Below are 17175 nucleotides of genomic sequence, written 5' to 3'. Positions count from 1 at the left end.
TTTATTTTGTAAAGCAATTAGCGTGAGGTGGTGTAAATGGAGGAAGAAACTATAAACGTTCCTACATGCTCTGTTTGTAATGAGCCGTGCATGTGGACATTAAAAATGCCATTAACTATTACTCATTTTAATAAAACATATCTCCGTGAAGCAAATACGGATAATGCTCATATATGCATTGAGTGTTTAGAAAAGGAAGTGCAAACAATTGGATAAGGGGGCAGGTGTTATGTAATTATGGCCAGACAACGAAGTCCAGACCGTAACAAAGCGTATGAAATATTTAAAGAACATAATGGTGATATTACGAATCGTAAAATTGCCGAATTGTTGTCTACATCCGAAAAAACTGTAAGTGAAAAAACGGTTGGCGGATGGAAATCCAAAGATGGATGGATAGACAAATTAAATGGAGTACTCCATAAAAATGAACGGAGTACTCCAAAGAAAGATACGGAGTACTCCAAAAAGAAACCAGGAGCACCCAAGGGTAATAAGAACGCTGTAAACAATCGTGGTGGAGCCAAAAAGGGTAATAAAAATGCTGTTGGTAATTCTGGTGGCGCTGCTCCACTACGTAATGGTAATGCAGCTACTCATGGTTTATATAGAAAGTATTTACCGCAAGAAATATATGATCTGAAAGAAGAATTAAAAGAAGCAGTTAACAATGATTCATTATCAATCATTTGGGATAGTATTATGCTGCAGTACACTCAAATCATTCATGCTCAACGTATCATGTTTGTTAGGGATAAAGAGGACATGACAAAGGAACTGCGAAAGAAAAAGCTTACCGAAAGCGGATTCGAGGAAGAATGGGAAATTCAATTCGCCTGGGATAAGCAAGCTAGTTTCTTAAATGCTCAATCGAAAGCTATGTCAACGTTAGTAACTCTAATTGAAAAGTATGATAGGTTAGCTAATACAGAGGAACAAAAGCTACGCATTGAGAAACTCAAGAAAGAAATTGCTTCTATTAAAGTTGATGGTGACACTAATCAGAATACTGAAGACTGGAAAGAGTCACTTATGAAGATAGCGGAGCGCAGACGTAAACAAAAGGAAGCTGAAGCTAATGGATAATACGGCTTTTAGTGAATTTATGGAGATTATCGATGTTTATTGGGATGATCCGGTTGCGTTTGCCGAGGATATGCTGAATTTTTATCCGGATGAATGGCAGAGAAAAGTTCTTATGGATTTGGCACAAAGCCCAAAGGTTTCAGTGCGTTCTGGCCAAGGTGTAGGTAAAACAGGTCTTGAGTCAGTTGTTGTTATCTGGTTCCTCTGCTGTAGGCCGAATCCAAAAGTTATTTGTACAGCTCCTACAAAGGAACAGTTATTTACTGTACTTTGGGCCGAAATAGCGAAGTGGTTAGAAGGTAGTGCAGTTAAAAATCTACTTAAATGGACTAAAACACGAGTATACATGATTGGTAGTGAAGAACGTTGGTTTGCTACTGCTAGAACGGCAACAAAGCCGGAGAATATGCAAGGTTTTCACGAAGACTATATGTTATTTGTATGTGATGAAGCTTCTGGTATAGCAGATCCTATTATGGAAGCTATACTTGGTACTTTATCTGGCGCAGAAAATAAATTGTTTTTATGCGGAAACCCAACAAGAACAAGCGGTGTATTTTATGATTCTCATAATCGTGACAGAGATTTATATAAAATACATAAAGTCTCTAGCTTAGATAGCCCTCGAACCAGTAAAGACAATATAGAAGTATTGAAAAAGAAATATGGTGAGGGTTCAGATGTTTGGCGTGTACGTGTACTTGGTGAATTTCCTAAAGCAGAAGCAGATGCATTTATCCCGTTAGAAATTGTAGAGCAAGCAGCATCTTGTAAAGTGGAGCCAACTGGTGAAACACTTGACTTAGGTGTTGACGTTGCGCGATTTGGTGATGATGAAACTGTAATTGTTCCAAGGATAGGAAATAAAGTCTTTAAATTATTAAACCACTATAAACAAGATACTATGGAAACTGCTGGTCATGTATTGAAATTAGCTAAGGAATACATGGCAAAGTACAAGCAGTTAAAAAGAGTGGATATAAAAGTCGATGATAGTGGTGTTGGTGGTGGTGTTACGGACAGATTGAAAGAAGTTATTAAATCTGAACGATTACCATTCAAAGTATATCCGGTTGTGAATAACGGGAAGCCGCTTGATGATGAGCATTATGATAATGCAGGTACAGAAGGTTGGGCCGTTGTAAGAGATTTACTTGAAGAGAATATGAAAGCATTTATACAGGGTGAAGAACCTACAATGGAGATTCCAAATGATGAAAAAATGATTTCTCAATTTTCTAGCCGTAAATACAGAATAACAAGTAGAGGTAAGATTGCATTAGAGCGAAAAGAAGAAATGAAGAAACGCGGATTGCAATCACCCGATAGAGCAGATGCTATAGTTCTAGCCTTCTATAAACCGAAAGTAGTTATGGGCGGTAAGGTTAAAAGAGTGTAGTCGGACATTTATTGTTCGGCTATTTCTTTTGATCTCTATTAATAGAAGAAAGGAGGACACACAAACGGTATGAGCAACAAGAAAACCATTAAGAATGTAAAAGTATTTGGTATTAATAAAGCAGTAGATGACCCAAAAAATAGGGAAGACAACAGTAAGCAAATGACTGTAGATCCATTCGCGCAAATATATGGCGATAAAGGGTTGGTTAAACCACCTTATGATATGTCGGTGCTGTTGGAAATAAAGGAAAGTAATCCAATCCATTCTGCTTGTATTAGCGCAAAAGTCGATGATATTGCAGGTGTTGGTTTCGATTTTGCTCCTTTTGAAGAAGTGAAAGAAGCGAATCAGAAGCAATATAAAAGGTTAAAAGAATTTATGCGGAATTGTAATCCAGAAATGACGAGCTCAGAAATTCTTAGAGCTGTATGGGATGATTATGAAACTGTTGGCTGGGGGATTATCGAAGTTGTTCGGAATCAAAAAAACGAACCATCGGAACTGTACCATATTCCGGCGCATACGGTTCGTGCTCATAAGGATAAAGTCCGATTTGCTCAAATTGTAAATAACAAAGAACGATGGTTTAAAAAGTTCAATTATCCCGATGATTTCTGTCTTGCTGATGGTAGGGCGATAAATGCAGAGGATGTTGCAGAAAGCGGAACAGAAAAAGCTGGAGAAGTAATTGTTATTCGTAAATTCGGTTCGCGTTCTTCTTATTATGGGATACCTAATTATGTTAGTTCTATCGGCTCAATAGTAGGTTCTCAAGCGGTGAGAGATTACAATATTAACTTCTTTACAGGAAAGACAATTCCGGATGCTTTGCTATTTCTTGAGGGTGTTGATGAAATAGATGATGGAACGGAAAATGAACTAAAAGCATTTTTCTCTGCAGAAACAAAAGGAGAACATCATAAATTGGCCGTTGTCCCCGTACCGCCAGGGGCAAAAGCTAGATTAGAAAAAGTTAGTCCAGATGTAAAAGAAGGCAGTTTTCGTTTATATAAGCAGGATAGCGCAATGGAGATATGTGTGGCTCATCGTGTGCCGCCTTATCGTATCGGCTGGGCTATGACAGGCTCATTAGGACAAACAACCGCTAAAGAAATGAACGAGATGTACAAGCGTTCTATTATTGAGCCTGGACAAGGAATATTAGAACATCGATTAAACTATCAATTATTTCGTGTATTTTCTGAAATACTCGGTGGATTAGATTGGTATTTCAAATTAAACGAAATTGATACAGATGATCGTGAAGCTGATATGCAATATGCGGCAGATGGTTATGAGAAACGTATATTAACAAGGAATGAATCTCGTAAAGTAGTAGGTTACGAACCTGTAGCAGATGGAGATACATTCTTTGAAGGTGGTCCATCCGTTTCTCAAATAGAACCAATTGCAAAAGCTGCAGATAATGAGCAAGATAACTTAATTGCTATTAATGCATTTAGGGAAAAGCATGAAGAAATAGAGAAAGCTATGCAAAAGAAGGTAGCTGATTTTTTTCTGAGCAGGGAAAACGGCTTTTAAACCTGCTTCCCGTAATTCGTATTAATAAAGCAGATGAAGAGATTGATTTTGTAATTACAGAAGCAGAAGTTGATGAATTTCTGGATAGTGTTGATTGGGATGAGGAACGACAAATGTTTGTCGATGAAGTCACGGACACACTACAGGATGATGTAACAGAGTTTGTACAGAGTACTATAGCTTCTAACGGTTTACCCTGGATGGTATTAGATCCAATTGGTGACGTTGCTGCAAAATGGGTAGCTACTTACGCTTTTGAATTAGCAAAGGGAATCCATGAAACTACTAAAGATAGATTAAGAGAAACAATGTTAAAGAATCTTAGTGAGGGAATGGGGGTCGATGCATTAAGTGTTTCTATTGCAGATGTAATGTCAGAAGCAAGTAACTACAGAGCAATGATGATTGCACGTACAGAAACTACATATGCAATGAATTACGGCAATTTAATTGCTTATAAGGGCGCAAATAGAAACAAGAAAACATGGCTTACAGGAAATGATGAGCGTGTTTGTAAAGAATGTGGTGGTTTACATGGGGAAACGGTAGATATTGATGATCTATTTAGTAATGGAAAGATGTGTCCGCCGGCTCATCCGCATTGTCGCTGCACAATGATTTCAGAAGAGTAATAAAATACACCTATTTGATTGGGGTTTCATCGTCAAAACGTATACGGCTTTAAATTGGCTGCATGCGTTTTGACAGTGGAACCCCAATATTTATAGGGAAGGAGGTAAAACAATGGCATACGAACTAAAAAACGCCGAGATTAGTTATATTTCATTGGTTACAAAAGGTGCAAATGGTCGTCAATTCGCCATTATGAAGAGTGCAACTGATAAACAACCAAATATATCAAAGCAAGTTCCAATCCTTAAAACAGAGGAAGAGAAGCAGCTGGTTACAGGCGTGGTATACGAACCGGATGTAGAGGATTCACACGGGGACACAATGACCGCAGAGGAAATTGAAAAGGCTGCATATACCTTTATGGAAAATTACCAACACATCGATAAACAACATGATGAAATTGCTGGTAAAGGGACGGTTGTTGAAAACTGGATTGCTAAAAGTGATATGACAGTAGGCGAACAAGAAGTAAAAGCAGGAACATGGCTTATGACTGTTCGTGTTGATGATACAGACACCTGGGAAGAAATTAAAAAGGGTGATGTAACTGGCTTTTCAATGGGTGGATTTGGTGAACGTGTAGAAATCACGAAAGCAGATGATCTTACTCATGAAGAGAAAGGTATTATTCGTAAAATGGTCGGTTTCTTCAAAGGTGAAAAACACGATATTAAAAAAGGAGAAGTAAAAGATCGTTTTTTAGACGAAAGACAGAACCGCGATTTACGTGCCGTTTTTAATTTGTTCGAAGATGTGTTCTATTGGGAGATTTGGGAAAGTAACCCCGATATCGACCGAATGACGGCTGCTCTTGATGATATGAAGGACATACTTTCTTCTATTAAAGGTGGTTATACCATTGCGAAATCAGAAGGCAGTGTACAAGCAGAAAGCATCGTTTTAGAAAGTATTAAAAAAGCGGGGAAAGTATTATCCCAAAAGAATCATACAAAATTAGATGAAGCATTAGCTTTAATTACTGAAATAAAAGAAGCTGCTTCACCACAGGAGGAAGATGAAATGAAAGCAGAAGATATTGCAGAAATTGTTAAACAAGCAGTAGAACCACTAGCTACTAAGTTAGAAAAGATTGAAAAACAGGTGAATGGTGAAGAGGTAGAACCGACGCCAGAAGAGCAAACAGAGGAAGAAAAAGCTGCAGCAGTTATTCAAAAAGCATTAGAACCAATTACAAAGCGGCTTGAAAATATCGAAAATGCTGCTTCTATCCGTAAAGGTTTAGATCCAGATGAAGAGTTCACACCAGGAAAACAACCAATTAAAAAATCTGTATTCGCAAATCTTAACTTGTAATATAAGGAGGAATTATTAATATGAGCACAATGAACAATCAAGATTTAATGAAACGTTTATCAAAAATCGAAAAAACTATTTCAACAGGTTCCCTTTCTAGCGGATTACTAAATCCCGAGCAGAGCAAGGAATTCTTCCGAATGGCATTTGATTCAACACCATTCTCGCAGTTACACCGAAAAGAAATGCGTAAAGCGAAGCAAGGTGAGTTAGACAAAATTGCAATTGGCGGACGTATTCTGCGTAAGAAAACAGAAAACAAAGATGATGAATACCGTGCTGGTGTTAAGACTTCTAAAATTGAGTACCATACAAAGGCTATGCGCTTACCTTGGGAAATTACAGAAGAAACTCTTCGTGAAAACATTGAAGGTGAAGGTTTCGAGGATACTGTAATGACTCTTATGTCAACTCAATTAGGTATTGATTTAGAGGACTTGCATTGGAATGGAGACACTGAATCTTCTGATCCGTTCTTATCGATCAATGATGGTTGGTTAAAGAAAATTAAAAAATCGTCAGAATCTCATATTGTTGACCACGCTAAATTAGTAACTGGTACAGGCGAAGCGGTAGCAGCGAATGGATTTGGTAAAGGTTCTATTTTTGCTTTATCTGGTGCAATGCCAAATAAATATAAAAATAGCAATCTACGTTGGATTATGTCACCGAACCGTAGAGAGAAATGGATTGAGTATTTAACAAACCGTTCTACAGGCGCTGGTGATGCTGCATTACTTGGAGCTGGTGACCAAGTTAATAAACCAATGGGATATGGCATTGTTACTGTTCCATCTTTAACCGATGATGTAATCATGCTTGCTGATCCACGAAACTTTATTGCGGTTAATACATACGAGACTCGTGTCCGTAAAACAACCGAGGGTGAAAGTGCAATCATGGAAGATAAACGATTCTATGTAATTCACTTTGATGACGATGCTGTAATTCAAGAAATGGATGCAGTAGCAATCCTAACAAATATTCCGGATACGTTTGGAGCTTAATATCCAGGCGTATTTTTTATGGAAATAAACCCTTTGTTATTGGGGTTTTGAATGTATACTTTTTTAATATTTTCTTGTTTTTAATGGAAAACGAGATGTAACCAATAAAACCAACAATACGAATGTAAACTTTCATGTAATAGTTTACATTCGTGAAAGGGGTGTTAATTATGAAAGTAGTTACGCTGCGATACGGTGGTACTTACACCGCTTATGGACAAAAGTTTAAGAATGGCCAAGAAGAAACAGTTGCAAATGAAAAAGCTGATTACCTTGTAAGTACTGGACATTTTGAACTTGTAAAAGAAGTCGATAAGAAGGAGAAAGAAACATAATGAATATTACCATGCAGGACATTAAAGACCGCGTAAATGTACAGAAGATGCCTGATACAGTAATTCAAGAACTAATAGATTACTATGCGGTTATTGCTATGAAGTATTTAAGAGTTAAGCCGGAGAATCCAATGAAAGAAATTATCCAAACAAGTAAATTAGCCTGGCTTTCTTTTCCTGCTGAATCTATAGCAAAAGTAACTCATGTTAGTTCGAAACAAGATATGACCGATTCTATTACTGTAAATGGGCGTATTGTTTATGGTTTATCTGAAAATCAGTTATATGAATTCGAATATAAGATACAAGATTATGATGATCTGCAGGTACTTATGAAGAAATGTATTATTGATTTGGTTGTTTCTGCAGTAGTTCGTGCTAACATACAAAGAAAAGGTATGAAGACATCGGAGAGTATAGGAGATTATTCGTACCAGATTAGCCCAGAAACGCTAGATGAACCAGTTACAAACAATAAGATACTCAATGGTTTAAAAGGCTTTAGAGCAAGAGTTAAGCCGGTGATGGCCACATGAACGAAATGTATTTCGATGATGGTGGAATGGATGATTTATATATTCATGAGGTAGTAGTAAAACGAAAAATGAAAAAGAAACAATCCGCTGGTAACTATGCGGAAGTACCAGTGGACGTTTATGAGAAGATGATTTGCCGTGTAACTACTAATTCTGCTGCTGATAATGAGAGATTTAAGCGTGATAAACAAAATTTTGATACGACCTTTAAGATATATGCACCTGCTTCTTACATAATTAAACCCAATGATCTTATTCATTTCAAAAATGAAGATGTGGGCGTTGATTATACATTTGAAGTAAAAGGAGAGCCGCGTAATCCTGCATTTATGAATCATCACATTGAAATTTATTGCGAAAAGGTATGATTCTATATGGCGAATTCAGTAGAAATTGAGTACTCAAGCAATATGGAGCAAGTAAAGACGCATATTAACGCTATGTGTGTTGAAAAAGTCACAGCAGCATCTATTCATTTGCAAAATCAAGTTAAGAAGAACCTCACAGGTAGCCGTAGCGGTAAGCAATATAAAATACCTCATACGAGTCGTAAATATACTGCTTCTAAACCAGGTGAAGCTCCTGCTGTTCGTACCGGTGACTTGCTAAATTCGATTAAATACAATGTTAAACGGTCACAATCAGAGGTGTTGGGTGCAGTAGGGAGCGATTTGAAAAAAGCAATATGGCTTGAAACTGGTACAAGTCATATGGAAGCCCGTCCATTCCTATTAAAAGCGTTTGAAAAAGAACGTAGAGAACTTAAAAGAATGATGGGAGGGTAATACATGTCTAACGCTATTGCAGCTATTAGAATGCTTGTAGAGAACGATGAAATAATAAAAGCTAATCTATCAGAATATGGTGAAGGCGAGGACAAAGGCCCTGCTCTTACATTCCAAACCGCACAAGATGATATGAACATGCCTTATGCAGTTATAAGAATTGAAGCAAATAATCCGGATGACGTTGAAATTATAGACCGAATGATTCTTAATTTTGATGTGTATTGTGATAACGGGGATTATGATAAGGCAAATGCAATTGCTACACGTATTGAGAAGTTACTAGATAGAGAAGTCGGTTTAAAAGATGATGGGATACTTTCTATACATCGTGCAGGTAGTATCCCTGTACCAGATGAAGACCCATCTATCATTCATATAAATGTAAAATTTCTTGTCCGAACCATGCGAACGGACTTGTATTAGGGGGTAGGACAAATGAGTTGGAAATTAATTAATGGTGTTCGTGAAGGGACTACTGATAATTTTGTTATCGGTCCTGGTGTCATGTACAAAGGGTTTAAAAGTGTAAAAGAATTAGGTGAACTTGTAGGAGCGACTACAGGCGGAACTAAAGTGGGTTTTGATCGTGAGTATTATGATGCAGATATTGATGGTGTGTTAGGTAAAATGGTGCGTGGTAAGTGGTTATTAAAAGATGAACCGCATGTAGAACTTACATTAGTGGAGTTTACAAAAGAAAACCTCCAGTTAGCTTTACCTGGGATGACGGTAGATAGTACAACTGAAACTGATTACGATATTATGAAACCTTCAAATGATATTCCTGATTCAAACTATCATGATATTGCACTCATTGGTATGATTTCGGGTAGTGAATTACCTGTTATATTCGTAATTCGTAATGCAATGGTTGTTTCTTCTATTGAGGTGGATCTAAAAGACGGTAAAGGAACGGTTGGTTTGAAATGTAAATTTATCGGTCATTACAGTGAATCTGCACCAACTACACCACCATACGAAATCTATTTACCAAAGAAAAAGAAAGCAACAGTACAAAAAGCACCGGCTACCGCATAAATGGTAGTCGGTTTTCTATTACATAAAATGAGCTAAATGCTAAAAGGAGAGAACAAAATGGCTTCTATTTTAGAAAAAATGATGAATACCGGTACAGAAATTACAATCCTAGGCGAAAAAGTAGCAATGCGCCGATTAAATGTAACGGACGTTTGGCGATTTGCAAAAATTATCTCAAAGGTTGGACGCAGTGCAATGGCTAACTTTGCTGGCTTCGGTAAGGATAAGCAAGAAATGGATGAACTAACTAAAGCTGCTGAATCTCTTCCAGAAGAAGAAAAACAAGCGCAATTATCTGCACTTAAAGAGAAGCAACAACAAAAAGGATTAGAATTTGCTTTCCGTGTTCTAACGATGATCCCTGCTTGCGAAGATGATTTTACAGAGTTCTTTGCTAGTTTATTAAAAGTGAAAGCAGAAGAATTTAGACAGTTCCCTCCGGAAGCAATGGTTGCTGTTATACAGGGCCTATTAGAAAGTGAAGACTTAATGACTTTTTTCAACCAGGTCAAGGGACTCGTGAAAGTTCAGAGCGAGAAATGGAGCCAATCAGCAGTAATTCCAGCAGCAGCTCCGATTCAAGCGTAAATGAAAATTCAGATGAATATTTAGAAGAAGCCGAACAAAACATGTTACGTGCTTTCGACAAGATCCAAAAGCGGTATGGATGGACAGATGAATATGTCTTATCTATACCGTATTCGCGTTTAATGGACCTGTTTTCTCTAATTGCACGAGAAGAGCAGCAAGAAGAACTAAATGAGTGGAAGAAGATGGCGTTCATTGGCTTTCAAACTCGTCAACTTGAAGAAGGTACTACTTTTAATGATTATCTTCAAGCTTTTGGACTAACTGACACCCAGGACGATAAAGAATCATCTTATGAAATGGGTGAAGTATGGACGAAAGAAGAATGTGAAGCGCATGTTGAGCAGATCATGGCCCACTTCCAAGAAGACGAAGACGATGAAGATGCAGAATAAAATGGTTATCGGCCCCGTGAAAGGGGGTGCGTAAATGTTAGCTGAAATGTTCCAACTGTTCGGAACGATTGGTATTAAAGCAGAAGGCGCTTATAAAGATTTACAACAGTTTGAAGATCGAGTACAAAAGACTGCAAATGGAATGCATGATAAATTCCAAAAAGCAGGGGAATCAATTAGTCATGTAGGTAACAAAATGAAAGATGTTGGTACAAACATGACAACGGGCGTTTCCTTACCTTTAGCTGGTATCGGTGCTGCCGCTGTAAAAGTGGCTTCTGATTTCGATACTTCTCAAAGAAACATCCAATCTTCTTTAGGTCTTACTGAAAAAGGTGCTGAAAACCTTGGTAAAATCGCAAAAGAAACTTGGAAAGATGGATTTGGCCAAAGTATTGAAGAAGTGGATCAGTCTCTTATAAAAGTGTATCAGAATATGAAAGACGTTCCTCACGAAGAATTAGAAGAAGCTACAAAAAGTGCTATGACATTGGGTAAAACATTTGATTCTGATATCAATGAAGTAACTCGTGGTGCAGGGCAGTTAATGAATCAGTTTGGTATTTCTTCCAAAGAAGCATTTGATTTATTTGCTGCTGGTGGACAAGAAGGTTTGAACTATTCAAATGAAATGTTTGATAATGTGGCCGAATATGCACCATTGTACAAACAAGCCGGCTTCTCTGCTAACGAGATGTTTACGATTATGGCAAACGGTACTCGTGATGGTAGTTATAATCTCGATTACATTAACGACCTTGTAAAAGAGTTCGGTATTCGGGTACAGGATGGTTCTAAAGGTGTATCTGATGCCTTTGCTGAAATGTCACCCCAAACACAAAAAGTCTGGGATAACTTCAACAAAGGTAAAGGAACTTCTGCAGATGTGTTTAATGCCGTCTTAGGTGATTTAGGTAAGATGGACGATAAAGTAAAAGCAAACCAACTTGGTGTTGCTGTATTCGGTAGATTATAAATTGTGCCGAAATAAAATCGCGGTATAAAGCAAAGAGGGTGCGAATCCTAATTTGAACCGAAGGATATACAAAGTATAGCCAGGGGCAGAGCATAGAAGGTGAAAAGATATAATCCTTCCACGAGACCGCGACACTTATTAGGGGTAACCATATCAAAAAAAGAAAATTGTACGTTTAGACACAAATTGGACATATTTAAAGGTGTTTCTTAATACTCACTCCGTTCCATTTACCATTAACTGACCTTACAAAAAAAGGTCTTATTAATAAAACTTTTAAATCGATTTTATTAATTATAACTATCAATAATTAGTTCTATTCATGTTGTCATAATCGATCATTCTATTAGAGTTGTATATTTACTCATTCTGGAGCTAACTATAAAGAAAGAGAAGCAAAACAAAGGAGTGTGTAATCACAATGGGTGGTATTTTAGATGGTCTAGATGACGTATTTAAAGATCCAGTAGATAGCATATCAGGAGAAGTAAAAAGTGCTGTTGATGGTATTCAGAATGCAGTAAAAGATGGAGCTAAATCGTTAGACGCTGGCCAGGTAGACAAGGTATTACAAAGTTTTACTGAAGATGCTAAGCAATTAGGAAAAGAGGTAATAACTGAACAAGGCCAGCAATATGTTGCTGCGATTGAGGAGCTAAAAGAAAAATTTAAGGAGTTACAAGATCAATTAGATATAGAAAAAATTAAAAGAGAAATATTGGGTAAAGCGGAAGAATTCTGTGAAGCATATTTGAGAGAGAAAGTGAGTTTGCCTGAGGACTTACCAATAAAAACCCACCCCAGAGTTATATTAGATTTTGATCTCAGTTGGATTGATATCAAGATAGAGATTTTTGTTATGAAGCAAGAAGATCCTGACAAATCTTTTAAAGAAAAATACCTGGTTGCAGGAGATATTCATTATAAACAAATGTTTAATGAACCGCTTCAAGTTCCTGATTTTGGTACTCAAACAAATCCTAATTTAGTTCAAAATGAGATGGATAGAATTAAGGATGAAATAGATAAACAAAAGGAGAGAATTATAGCCGAGCTTGTGGCATCTATTATGGGGGATTATGTTCCACCTCTAAAGATGTTAAGTAAATATCTAAAGATATTTTAAACACTCAAATCAGTGCTTTTTTCGACTTGATCTACTTTAATTTTAGCAACATGTCAAAAATCTACAAACAATTTTCTTTTTTTGATATGGTGACCCCTATTAGTGAAAACGTATGCCGAACTTACAGGAAATGAACTGTAAGAAGTAGAGGATAAAAAGCCTTTACGATAACACAATTGACAAAGTGGGAAGACATGGGTGCTCAAGCTGTCTTAGGTCTTAATAATGCAAATGGAGCGTTAGGCGATGTCGAGGGCACAATGGGAAAAATGCAGAAGACGCAGCAAGAAGCTTTTGGTGTTCGTTGGCAAAAGTTAATGCGTACTACAATGGCATCTTTAGAACCATTAGGACAAGCTATTTTAGATATTGCAGAAGTTGCACTTCCTCCAATTATTAAAGCGGTAGAAGTTGCTGCAAAAGCATTTAGTTCTATGCCTAAGCCAATTCAAATTGGTGTTGTAGCAATTTTAGGTATGGTCGCTGTATTAGGTCCATTAGTCGCCATGATGGGCTTTATGACAAGTGGAGTTGGTGCATTTGTTGGTTCATTAAGATTCCTAGTACCAATACTTACTAAAGTACCATTATTATTTACAGGTATTCTTAAAGTCGGCCCTAAACTTATCGGTATGTTTGGTGGAATCGGGAAAGCTCTAGCGCTGTTGGGCAGATCCATGATGACCTTACTGATGAATCCCTGGACGATTGCCATACTAGCAATTGTAGGATTAGTATATCTGATTTACAAAAACTGGGATGACATCGTTAAATACACCAAAAAAGCTGTTAAATGGATTGGTGATGTCTGCTCTAAGGCTTGGAACGCAACTGTAAAAGGTGCGAAAAAGGCATGGAATGGTTTAGGTAAGTTCTTCTCTGGATTCTGGGAAGGTACGAAAAAGGTATTCAGTTCTGCAATGTCATTCATAGGTAAAATATTTACAAAAGCTTGGGATGGCTATGTCAAAATAGTTAAATGGTATTTTAACTTGTTGAAAAATATAATCGAATTCGGTTGGAATGCTATTAAATTCATCTTCAAATTTGCATTAGATGGATTGAAAAAAATTGTAGATGGCACATGGAAATTCATTAAGAATAGTGCCCAAAAGGCAGTTAACACATGGAAGAAAATTTTTACTACTGGATGGAATGCTGTTAAAAGAATTTTCTCTATGGCTTTAGCAATAATAAAGCAGTACGTAAAAACCGAATTCGAAAAAATGAAAAATACAATATCCAGTGTTTTTAATACGATTAAGGAAATTGTAAAGAAAGCCTGGGACGCAATTAAATCAACCTTTACTACAGTATTAAAGTTCTTAAAAGATTTTGTGAAATCTTCTTGGGAATCTATTAAAGATACAATTTCTAGCGTTATGAACACAATTAAAAATGTGATTCAATCGGCTTGGAATTTTATAAAATTTACAATCATTAATGCAGTTCGTGAATTTGTTGGGTTTGTAATTACTAATTTCAACAAATTATATAACACAATAACCGATGTTGTTGGCGGTATAAAAGAATTTATTGTTAGTAATTTTAAAACTATAAAGAAAGCAATCACTGGTGCATTTACAGGGGTTGTAGATACTGTAAAGGATGTATTCAGTAAAGTTGGTTCTATAGTAAAAAATGTAGCAAAAGATGCAGTTAGTTGGGGAAAAGATATTATCGCAGGTATTGGTGAAGGTATGTCCGGCATGGCAGATTGGCTTATAAAAAAAGCTAAAGGAGTTGTTTCGGGAATACCTAAAGCCGTATTAAAGTTCTTTGGTATCCGAAGCCCATCTCGGTTAATGATGGAATACGGGGGTTATATTACAGAAGGTCTTGGTGTAGGGATGGAAAAAATGATTCCTGCCGTAGACAAAGCTTCTGAACTATTAAATAAAGCTGTTGTTCCACCTAAACCAATGAAACTAGTAACCGATGTATCTAATCAAATTGGACAAATGGGCGCACGTTCTGCTGATCTAATCGGTAAAACTGCACATCCATTTGCTGGACAAACCCACGTCGAAAAGAAAACGGATAATGGCGTAACAATTCAAAATGCTACATTTAAAGTCTCTGTTGAAAAACTACAATCTGCAGACGACTTTGTAAAAATGAGAAAGCTGCTACAAAACGTAGTTGCTGACGATCTAATGGGAATGGCGGTGCGAAATGTATGAGTATATTAAAAACATTGCATAGAAGAGCTGGTTCATATCACCTCTTATGGGATGCTACAGAATTAGTAAGTACAATTAAATATACTATTAATTTTTCATGGCCTGGGACATATAACTTTTCTTTTATGTCCCAAGTTCCTATTGGTTCTGATGGTATGTTACCGGATAAACACTTTATTGTTCGGGTAAATGGTATTGAAAAATTTAGAGCAAGAGGTGCTTATGCCTGGGAAGCAAGAGAAGTTTTTGTTGGTGCAGGGCCACAAACAATTGAATTTACAACAATCGGTTACGGTTCTTCTGACGTAGCCTATTTGCGTGATGTTTATTATCATGCATACGGACCTATACCTACAATTGCAATGATTGAGCAAACAAAAATGCCTAAATCATTAGACGGATTAAAAAACTATAATATTATGCATGGTTATCCCCGTTTCCAAAGTAACGGGAATAAAGGATGCGAAGTAGAATTCAATGTTTTATTCAACGATATTAGTTATTGGCGTGATTTCATGAAGGAAATATATCGCCCTCATATTATTACTGGGGATTATGGTACCTACGGGGGTATAATTCCACCAAATGAAGTAGATGCAATAAGAAAAGGAGCTTTAGTTATAGCAAAATGTAAATTAATATCTATGTCACAAGCAGGAGTAGGAGTTGATGGAATGTGAGGGAAGGATCTATTTCTTTAATTAGAATGTTGGGGAGCTATTTCCAGGTAGGGAATAACTCCCCTAATTTAATTGTTTATATGAAAAAAAGAGACTCTTCTACTTACGTCCAAATACAACATCGTGTAATGGGACTAGAAGTACAGGAGAACGCAGATCAGTTTGCTAGTACATTTACTATTACTTTTGCGAATGAATACGGTCAAATGGCTCCTGACAACTGGTATGGTAAGTTCTCTTCTATTCAAGAATGGTTTTATAACAGTGAAGTAACAAATACAAACCAGCTATATCCGCAGACTGAATTTAAGGTGTCTATCGGATACGGTGAAGAAGCTTTACCGTATATACATGGTTTTGTATCTGATGTGAAGGTAAATGCCGAAAGTGGGACAATATCCGTCACCTGCACAACATCATATAAAAAGGTTTTACACAAATCCGTTATCCCAACACCAGGATCAGATGAGATCGTAGCACCAACCGGTAACGTTTATGATGTGGTAAGATTCTTCTTTGAAAAAGCCGGAGTTACATTACATGGTAGCAGAGTAAACATTCCTGGTACCAATCAAAGTTGGATTGTTGAGGGAGCAACCGGTAAAAGATTTCAAAAGTGGGATGAAATTGTACGCGATATTATAGATACAACATTCCATTATATAAAACATGAACCGGATGGAAGTTGCACATTTATGAAGATGCCGGACTATGCAATTAACGAACCTGCAAAATTTAGTTTTAGAGAAGGGGAAAATCTTATCTCTTTAGATATGCAGCTAACTGACCAGGACATAAGTAACAGTATTGTTGTTAAATGCGGAGATTACGCAAACGGATTTCTTAATTCGTTTCTATTAAAAAACGTATCGCAAGGTGATTTACGGGAGGAAATGGTGGAGGTTCCTTGGGCGACAACGTTCTTTGCAAGAAGAGCAGTTGCTGCAGCATATCATTTAAAAGCAATCCAGAAGTTCAGAACGTTAACGGTTGCAGTTGTTGGGGATCCAAGGATTCAATTATTCGATGTTATTTCAGTTTACAATAGAGATTCTGGTCAACAGTGGAATTACTTTGTCAAAGGTATTAATACAATGATTTCTGCAGATGATGGATTCTATCAAACTTTAGATTTAACTGTTAACTATGGGTATGAACCTGCTCCATATACAGATATAACTGGTATTACAGTAAATGTAGATACATTACGATTAAAACTTTGGGACTATGATTATGAAGATGGTGACTTATTAAATATTTATTGCAATGATAAGTTAATAGAGGAAAATTACTTTATACGTAATAATCCTACATACGTTGATATACCACTCGAATACGGTGCAAACATGATTGTTTTCGAAGGGGTACGGACTCCTTTAAAATGGCTTACCGGACGGATACAAGTATTAGATACACAAAACAATATTTTATACGATTATGGTTCTTTACCCGATTTAACATTTAAACGAGTAAATATAGATGAATCAACTGGGTATTATATCAAACGTCCAGCGAAAAGTTGGGCTGTCACAAGGGTAAATTAGGG

Annotated in this window: 19 protein-coding genes and 1 pseudogene; all 20 read left to right on the top strand. The window is 36.9% G+C overall.

Annotation, left to right across the window (positions count from 1 at the left end; all coding sequences use genetic code 11):
- Positions 1-36: 36 nt before the first annotated feature.
- The 20 genes and pseudogenes from ACTFO4_RS06670 (at position 37) to ACTFO4_RS06575 (ending at position 17173) form a co-directional block, all read left to right on the top strand.
- Positions 37-216 carry a hypothetical protein gene (locus ACTFO4_RS06670; RefSeq protein WP_257116031.1) on the top strand — a complete coding sequence of 60 codons (180 nt, stop codon included), beginning with the start codon at positions 37-39 and terminating at the stop codon, positions 214-216.
- Between the two features lie 21 nt (positions 217-237).
- On the top strand, positions 238-1086 hold the full coding sequence (terS, locus tag ACTFO4_RS06665) for a phage terminase small subunit (protein WP_078420678.1): 849 nt from the start codon (positions 238-240) through the stop codon (positions 1084-1086).
- Positions 1079-2485 (top strand): DEAD/DEAH box helicase family protein, encoded by a 1407-nt coding sequence (locus tag ACTFO4_RS06660; RefSeq protein WP_078420677.1) that lies wholly within the window; start codon positions 1079-1081, stop codon positions 2483-2485. Before terS ends, ACTFO4_RS06660 begins: the two co-directional genes overlap by 8 nt.
- A gap of 69 nt (positions 2486-2554) precedes the next feature.
- On the top strand, positions 2555-4030 hold the full coding sequence (locus tag ACTFO4_RS06655; RefSeq protein WP_257116032.1) for a phage portal protein: 1476 nt from the start codon (positions 2555-2557) through the stop codon (positions 4028-4030).
- Between the two features lie 113 nt (positions 4031-4143).
- A complete protein-coding gene (locus tag ACTFO4_RS06650) occupies positions 4144-4662 on the top strand; it encodes a phage head morphogenesis protein (RefSeq protein ID WP_257116033.1) in 519 nt (172 codons plus the stop codon).
- Between the two features lie 112 nt (positions 4663-4774).
- A complete protein-coding gene (locus ACTFO4_RS06645; protein WP_257116034.1) occupies positions 4775-5977 on the top strand; it encodes an XkdF-like putative serine protease domain-containing protein in 1203 nt (400 codons plus the stop codon).
- Between the two features lie 29 nt (positions 5978-6006).
- Positions 6007-6984: a phage major capsid protein gene (locus tag ACTFO4_RS06640; protein ID WP_106825134.1), complete on the top strand. Its 978-nt coding sequence runs from the start codon at positions 6007-6009 to the stop codon at positions 6982-6984.
- A 170-nt stretch (positions 6985-7154) separates the two neighbouring features.
- A complete protein-coding gene (locus ACTFO4_RS06635) occupies positions 7155-7319 on the top strand; it encodes a YqbF domain-containing protein (protein WP_000869888.1) in 165 nt (54 codons plus the stop codon).
- Positions 7319-7855 carry a hypothetical protein gene (locus tag ACTFO4_RS06630; RefSeq protein WP_257116035.1) on the top strand — a complete coding sequence of 179 codons (537 nt, stop codon included), beginning with the start codon at positions 7319-7321 and terminating at the stop codon, positions 7853-7855. The genes ACTFO4_RS06635 and ACTFO4_RS06630 overlap by 1 nt, the downstream gene beginning before the upstream one ends.
- On the top strand, positions 7852-8223 hold the full coding sequence (locus ACTFO4_RS06625) for a hypothetical protein (RefSeq protein WP_257116036.1): 372 nt from the start codon (positions 7852-7854) through the stop codon (positions 8221-8223). Before ACTFO4_RS06630 ends, ACTFO4_RS06625 begins: the two co-directional genes overlap by 4 nt.
- A gap of 6 nt (positions 8224-8229) precedes the next feature.
- On the top strand, positions 8230-8640 hold the full coding sequence (locus tag ACTFO4_RS06620) for an HK97-gp10 family putative phage morphogenesis protein (protein ID WP_000024034.1): 411 nt from the start codon (positions 8230-8232) through the stop codon (positions 8638-8640).
- Positions 8641-8643: 3 nt separating this feature from the next.
- Entirely contained in the window at positions 8644-9066 is a 423-nt protein-coding gene (locus ACTFO4_RS06615) for a hypothetical protein (protein WP_000063397.1), read from the top strand.
- A gap of 12 nt (positions 9067-9078) precedes the next feature.
- The gene (locus tag ACTFO4_RS06610; protein ID WP_000118571.1) at positions 9079-9681 is read left to right on the top strand and encodes a hypothetical protein; all 603 of its coding nucleotides are present in this window, start codon (positions 9079-9081) and stop codon (positions 9679-9681) included.
- Between the two features lie 57 nt (positions 9682-9738).
- Positions 9739-10269, top strand: coding sequence for a hypothetical protein (locus tag ACTFO4_RS06605; protein WP_000146557.1), 531 nt, complete (start codon positions 9739-9741; stop codon positions 10267-10269).
- Entirely contained in the window at positions 10221-10664 is a 444-nt protein-coding gene (locus tag ACTFO4_RS06600; RefSeq protein ID WP_257116037.1) for a hypothetical protein, read from the top strand. Before ACTFO4_RS06605 ends, ACTFO4_RS06600 begins: the two co-directional genes overlap by 49 nt.
- Before the next feature lie 34 nt (positions 10665-10698).
- Positions 10699-11631: pseudogene (locus ACTFO4_RS06595) on the top strand (phage tail tape measure protein); the annotation flags it as partial.
- 430 nt (positions 11632-12061) lie between these two features.
- Positions 12062-12766, top strand: a complete 705-nt coding sequence (locus ACTFO4_RS06590; RefSeq protein WP_257116039.1) for a hypothetical protein — start codon at positions 12062-12064, stop codon at positions 12764-12766.
- A 176-nt stretch (positions 12767-12942) separates the two neighbouring features.
- Positions 12943-14949, top strand: coding sequence for a phage tail protein (locus tag ACTFO4_RS06585; protein ID WP_345893699.1), 2007 nt, complete (start codon positions 12943-12945; stop codon positions 14947-14949).
- Positions 14946-15629, top strand: a complete 684-nt coding sequence (locus ACTFO4_RS06580) for a hypothetical protein (protein ID WP_257116041.1) — start codon at positions 14946-14948, stop codon at positions 15627-15629. The genes ACTFO4_RS06585 and ACTFO4_RS06580 overlap by 4 nt, the downstream gene beginning before the upstream one ends.
- Complete coding sequence (locus ACTFO4_RS06575) at positions 15626-17173, top strand: hypothetical protein (RefSeq protein ID WP_257116042.1); 1548 nt, start codon at positions 15626-15628, stop codon at positions 17171-17173. Before ACTFO4_RS06580 ends, ACTFO4_RS06575 begins: the two co-directional genes overlap by 4 nt.
- Positions 17174-17175: the final 2 nt, after the last annotated feature.

Origin of the sequence: Bacillus cereus group sp. MYBKT14-1 (genome assembly GCF_051915185.1) — a bacterium.
In the GTDB taxonomy this organism is placed as follows: domain Bacteria; phylum Bacillota; class Bacilli; order Bacillales; family Bacillaceae_G; genus Bacillus_A; species Bacillus_A cereus.
Note: the sequence above shows the minus strand (reverse complement) of the source record. Positions and strands in the feature narration are given on the sequence as shown.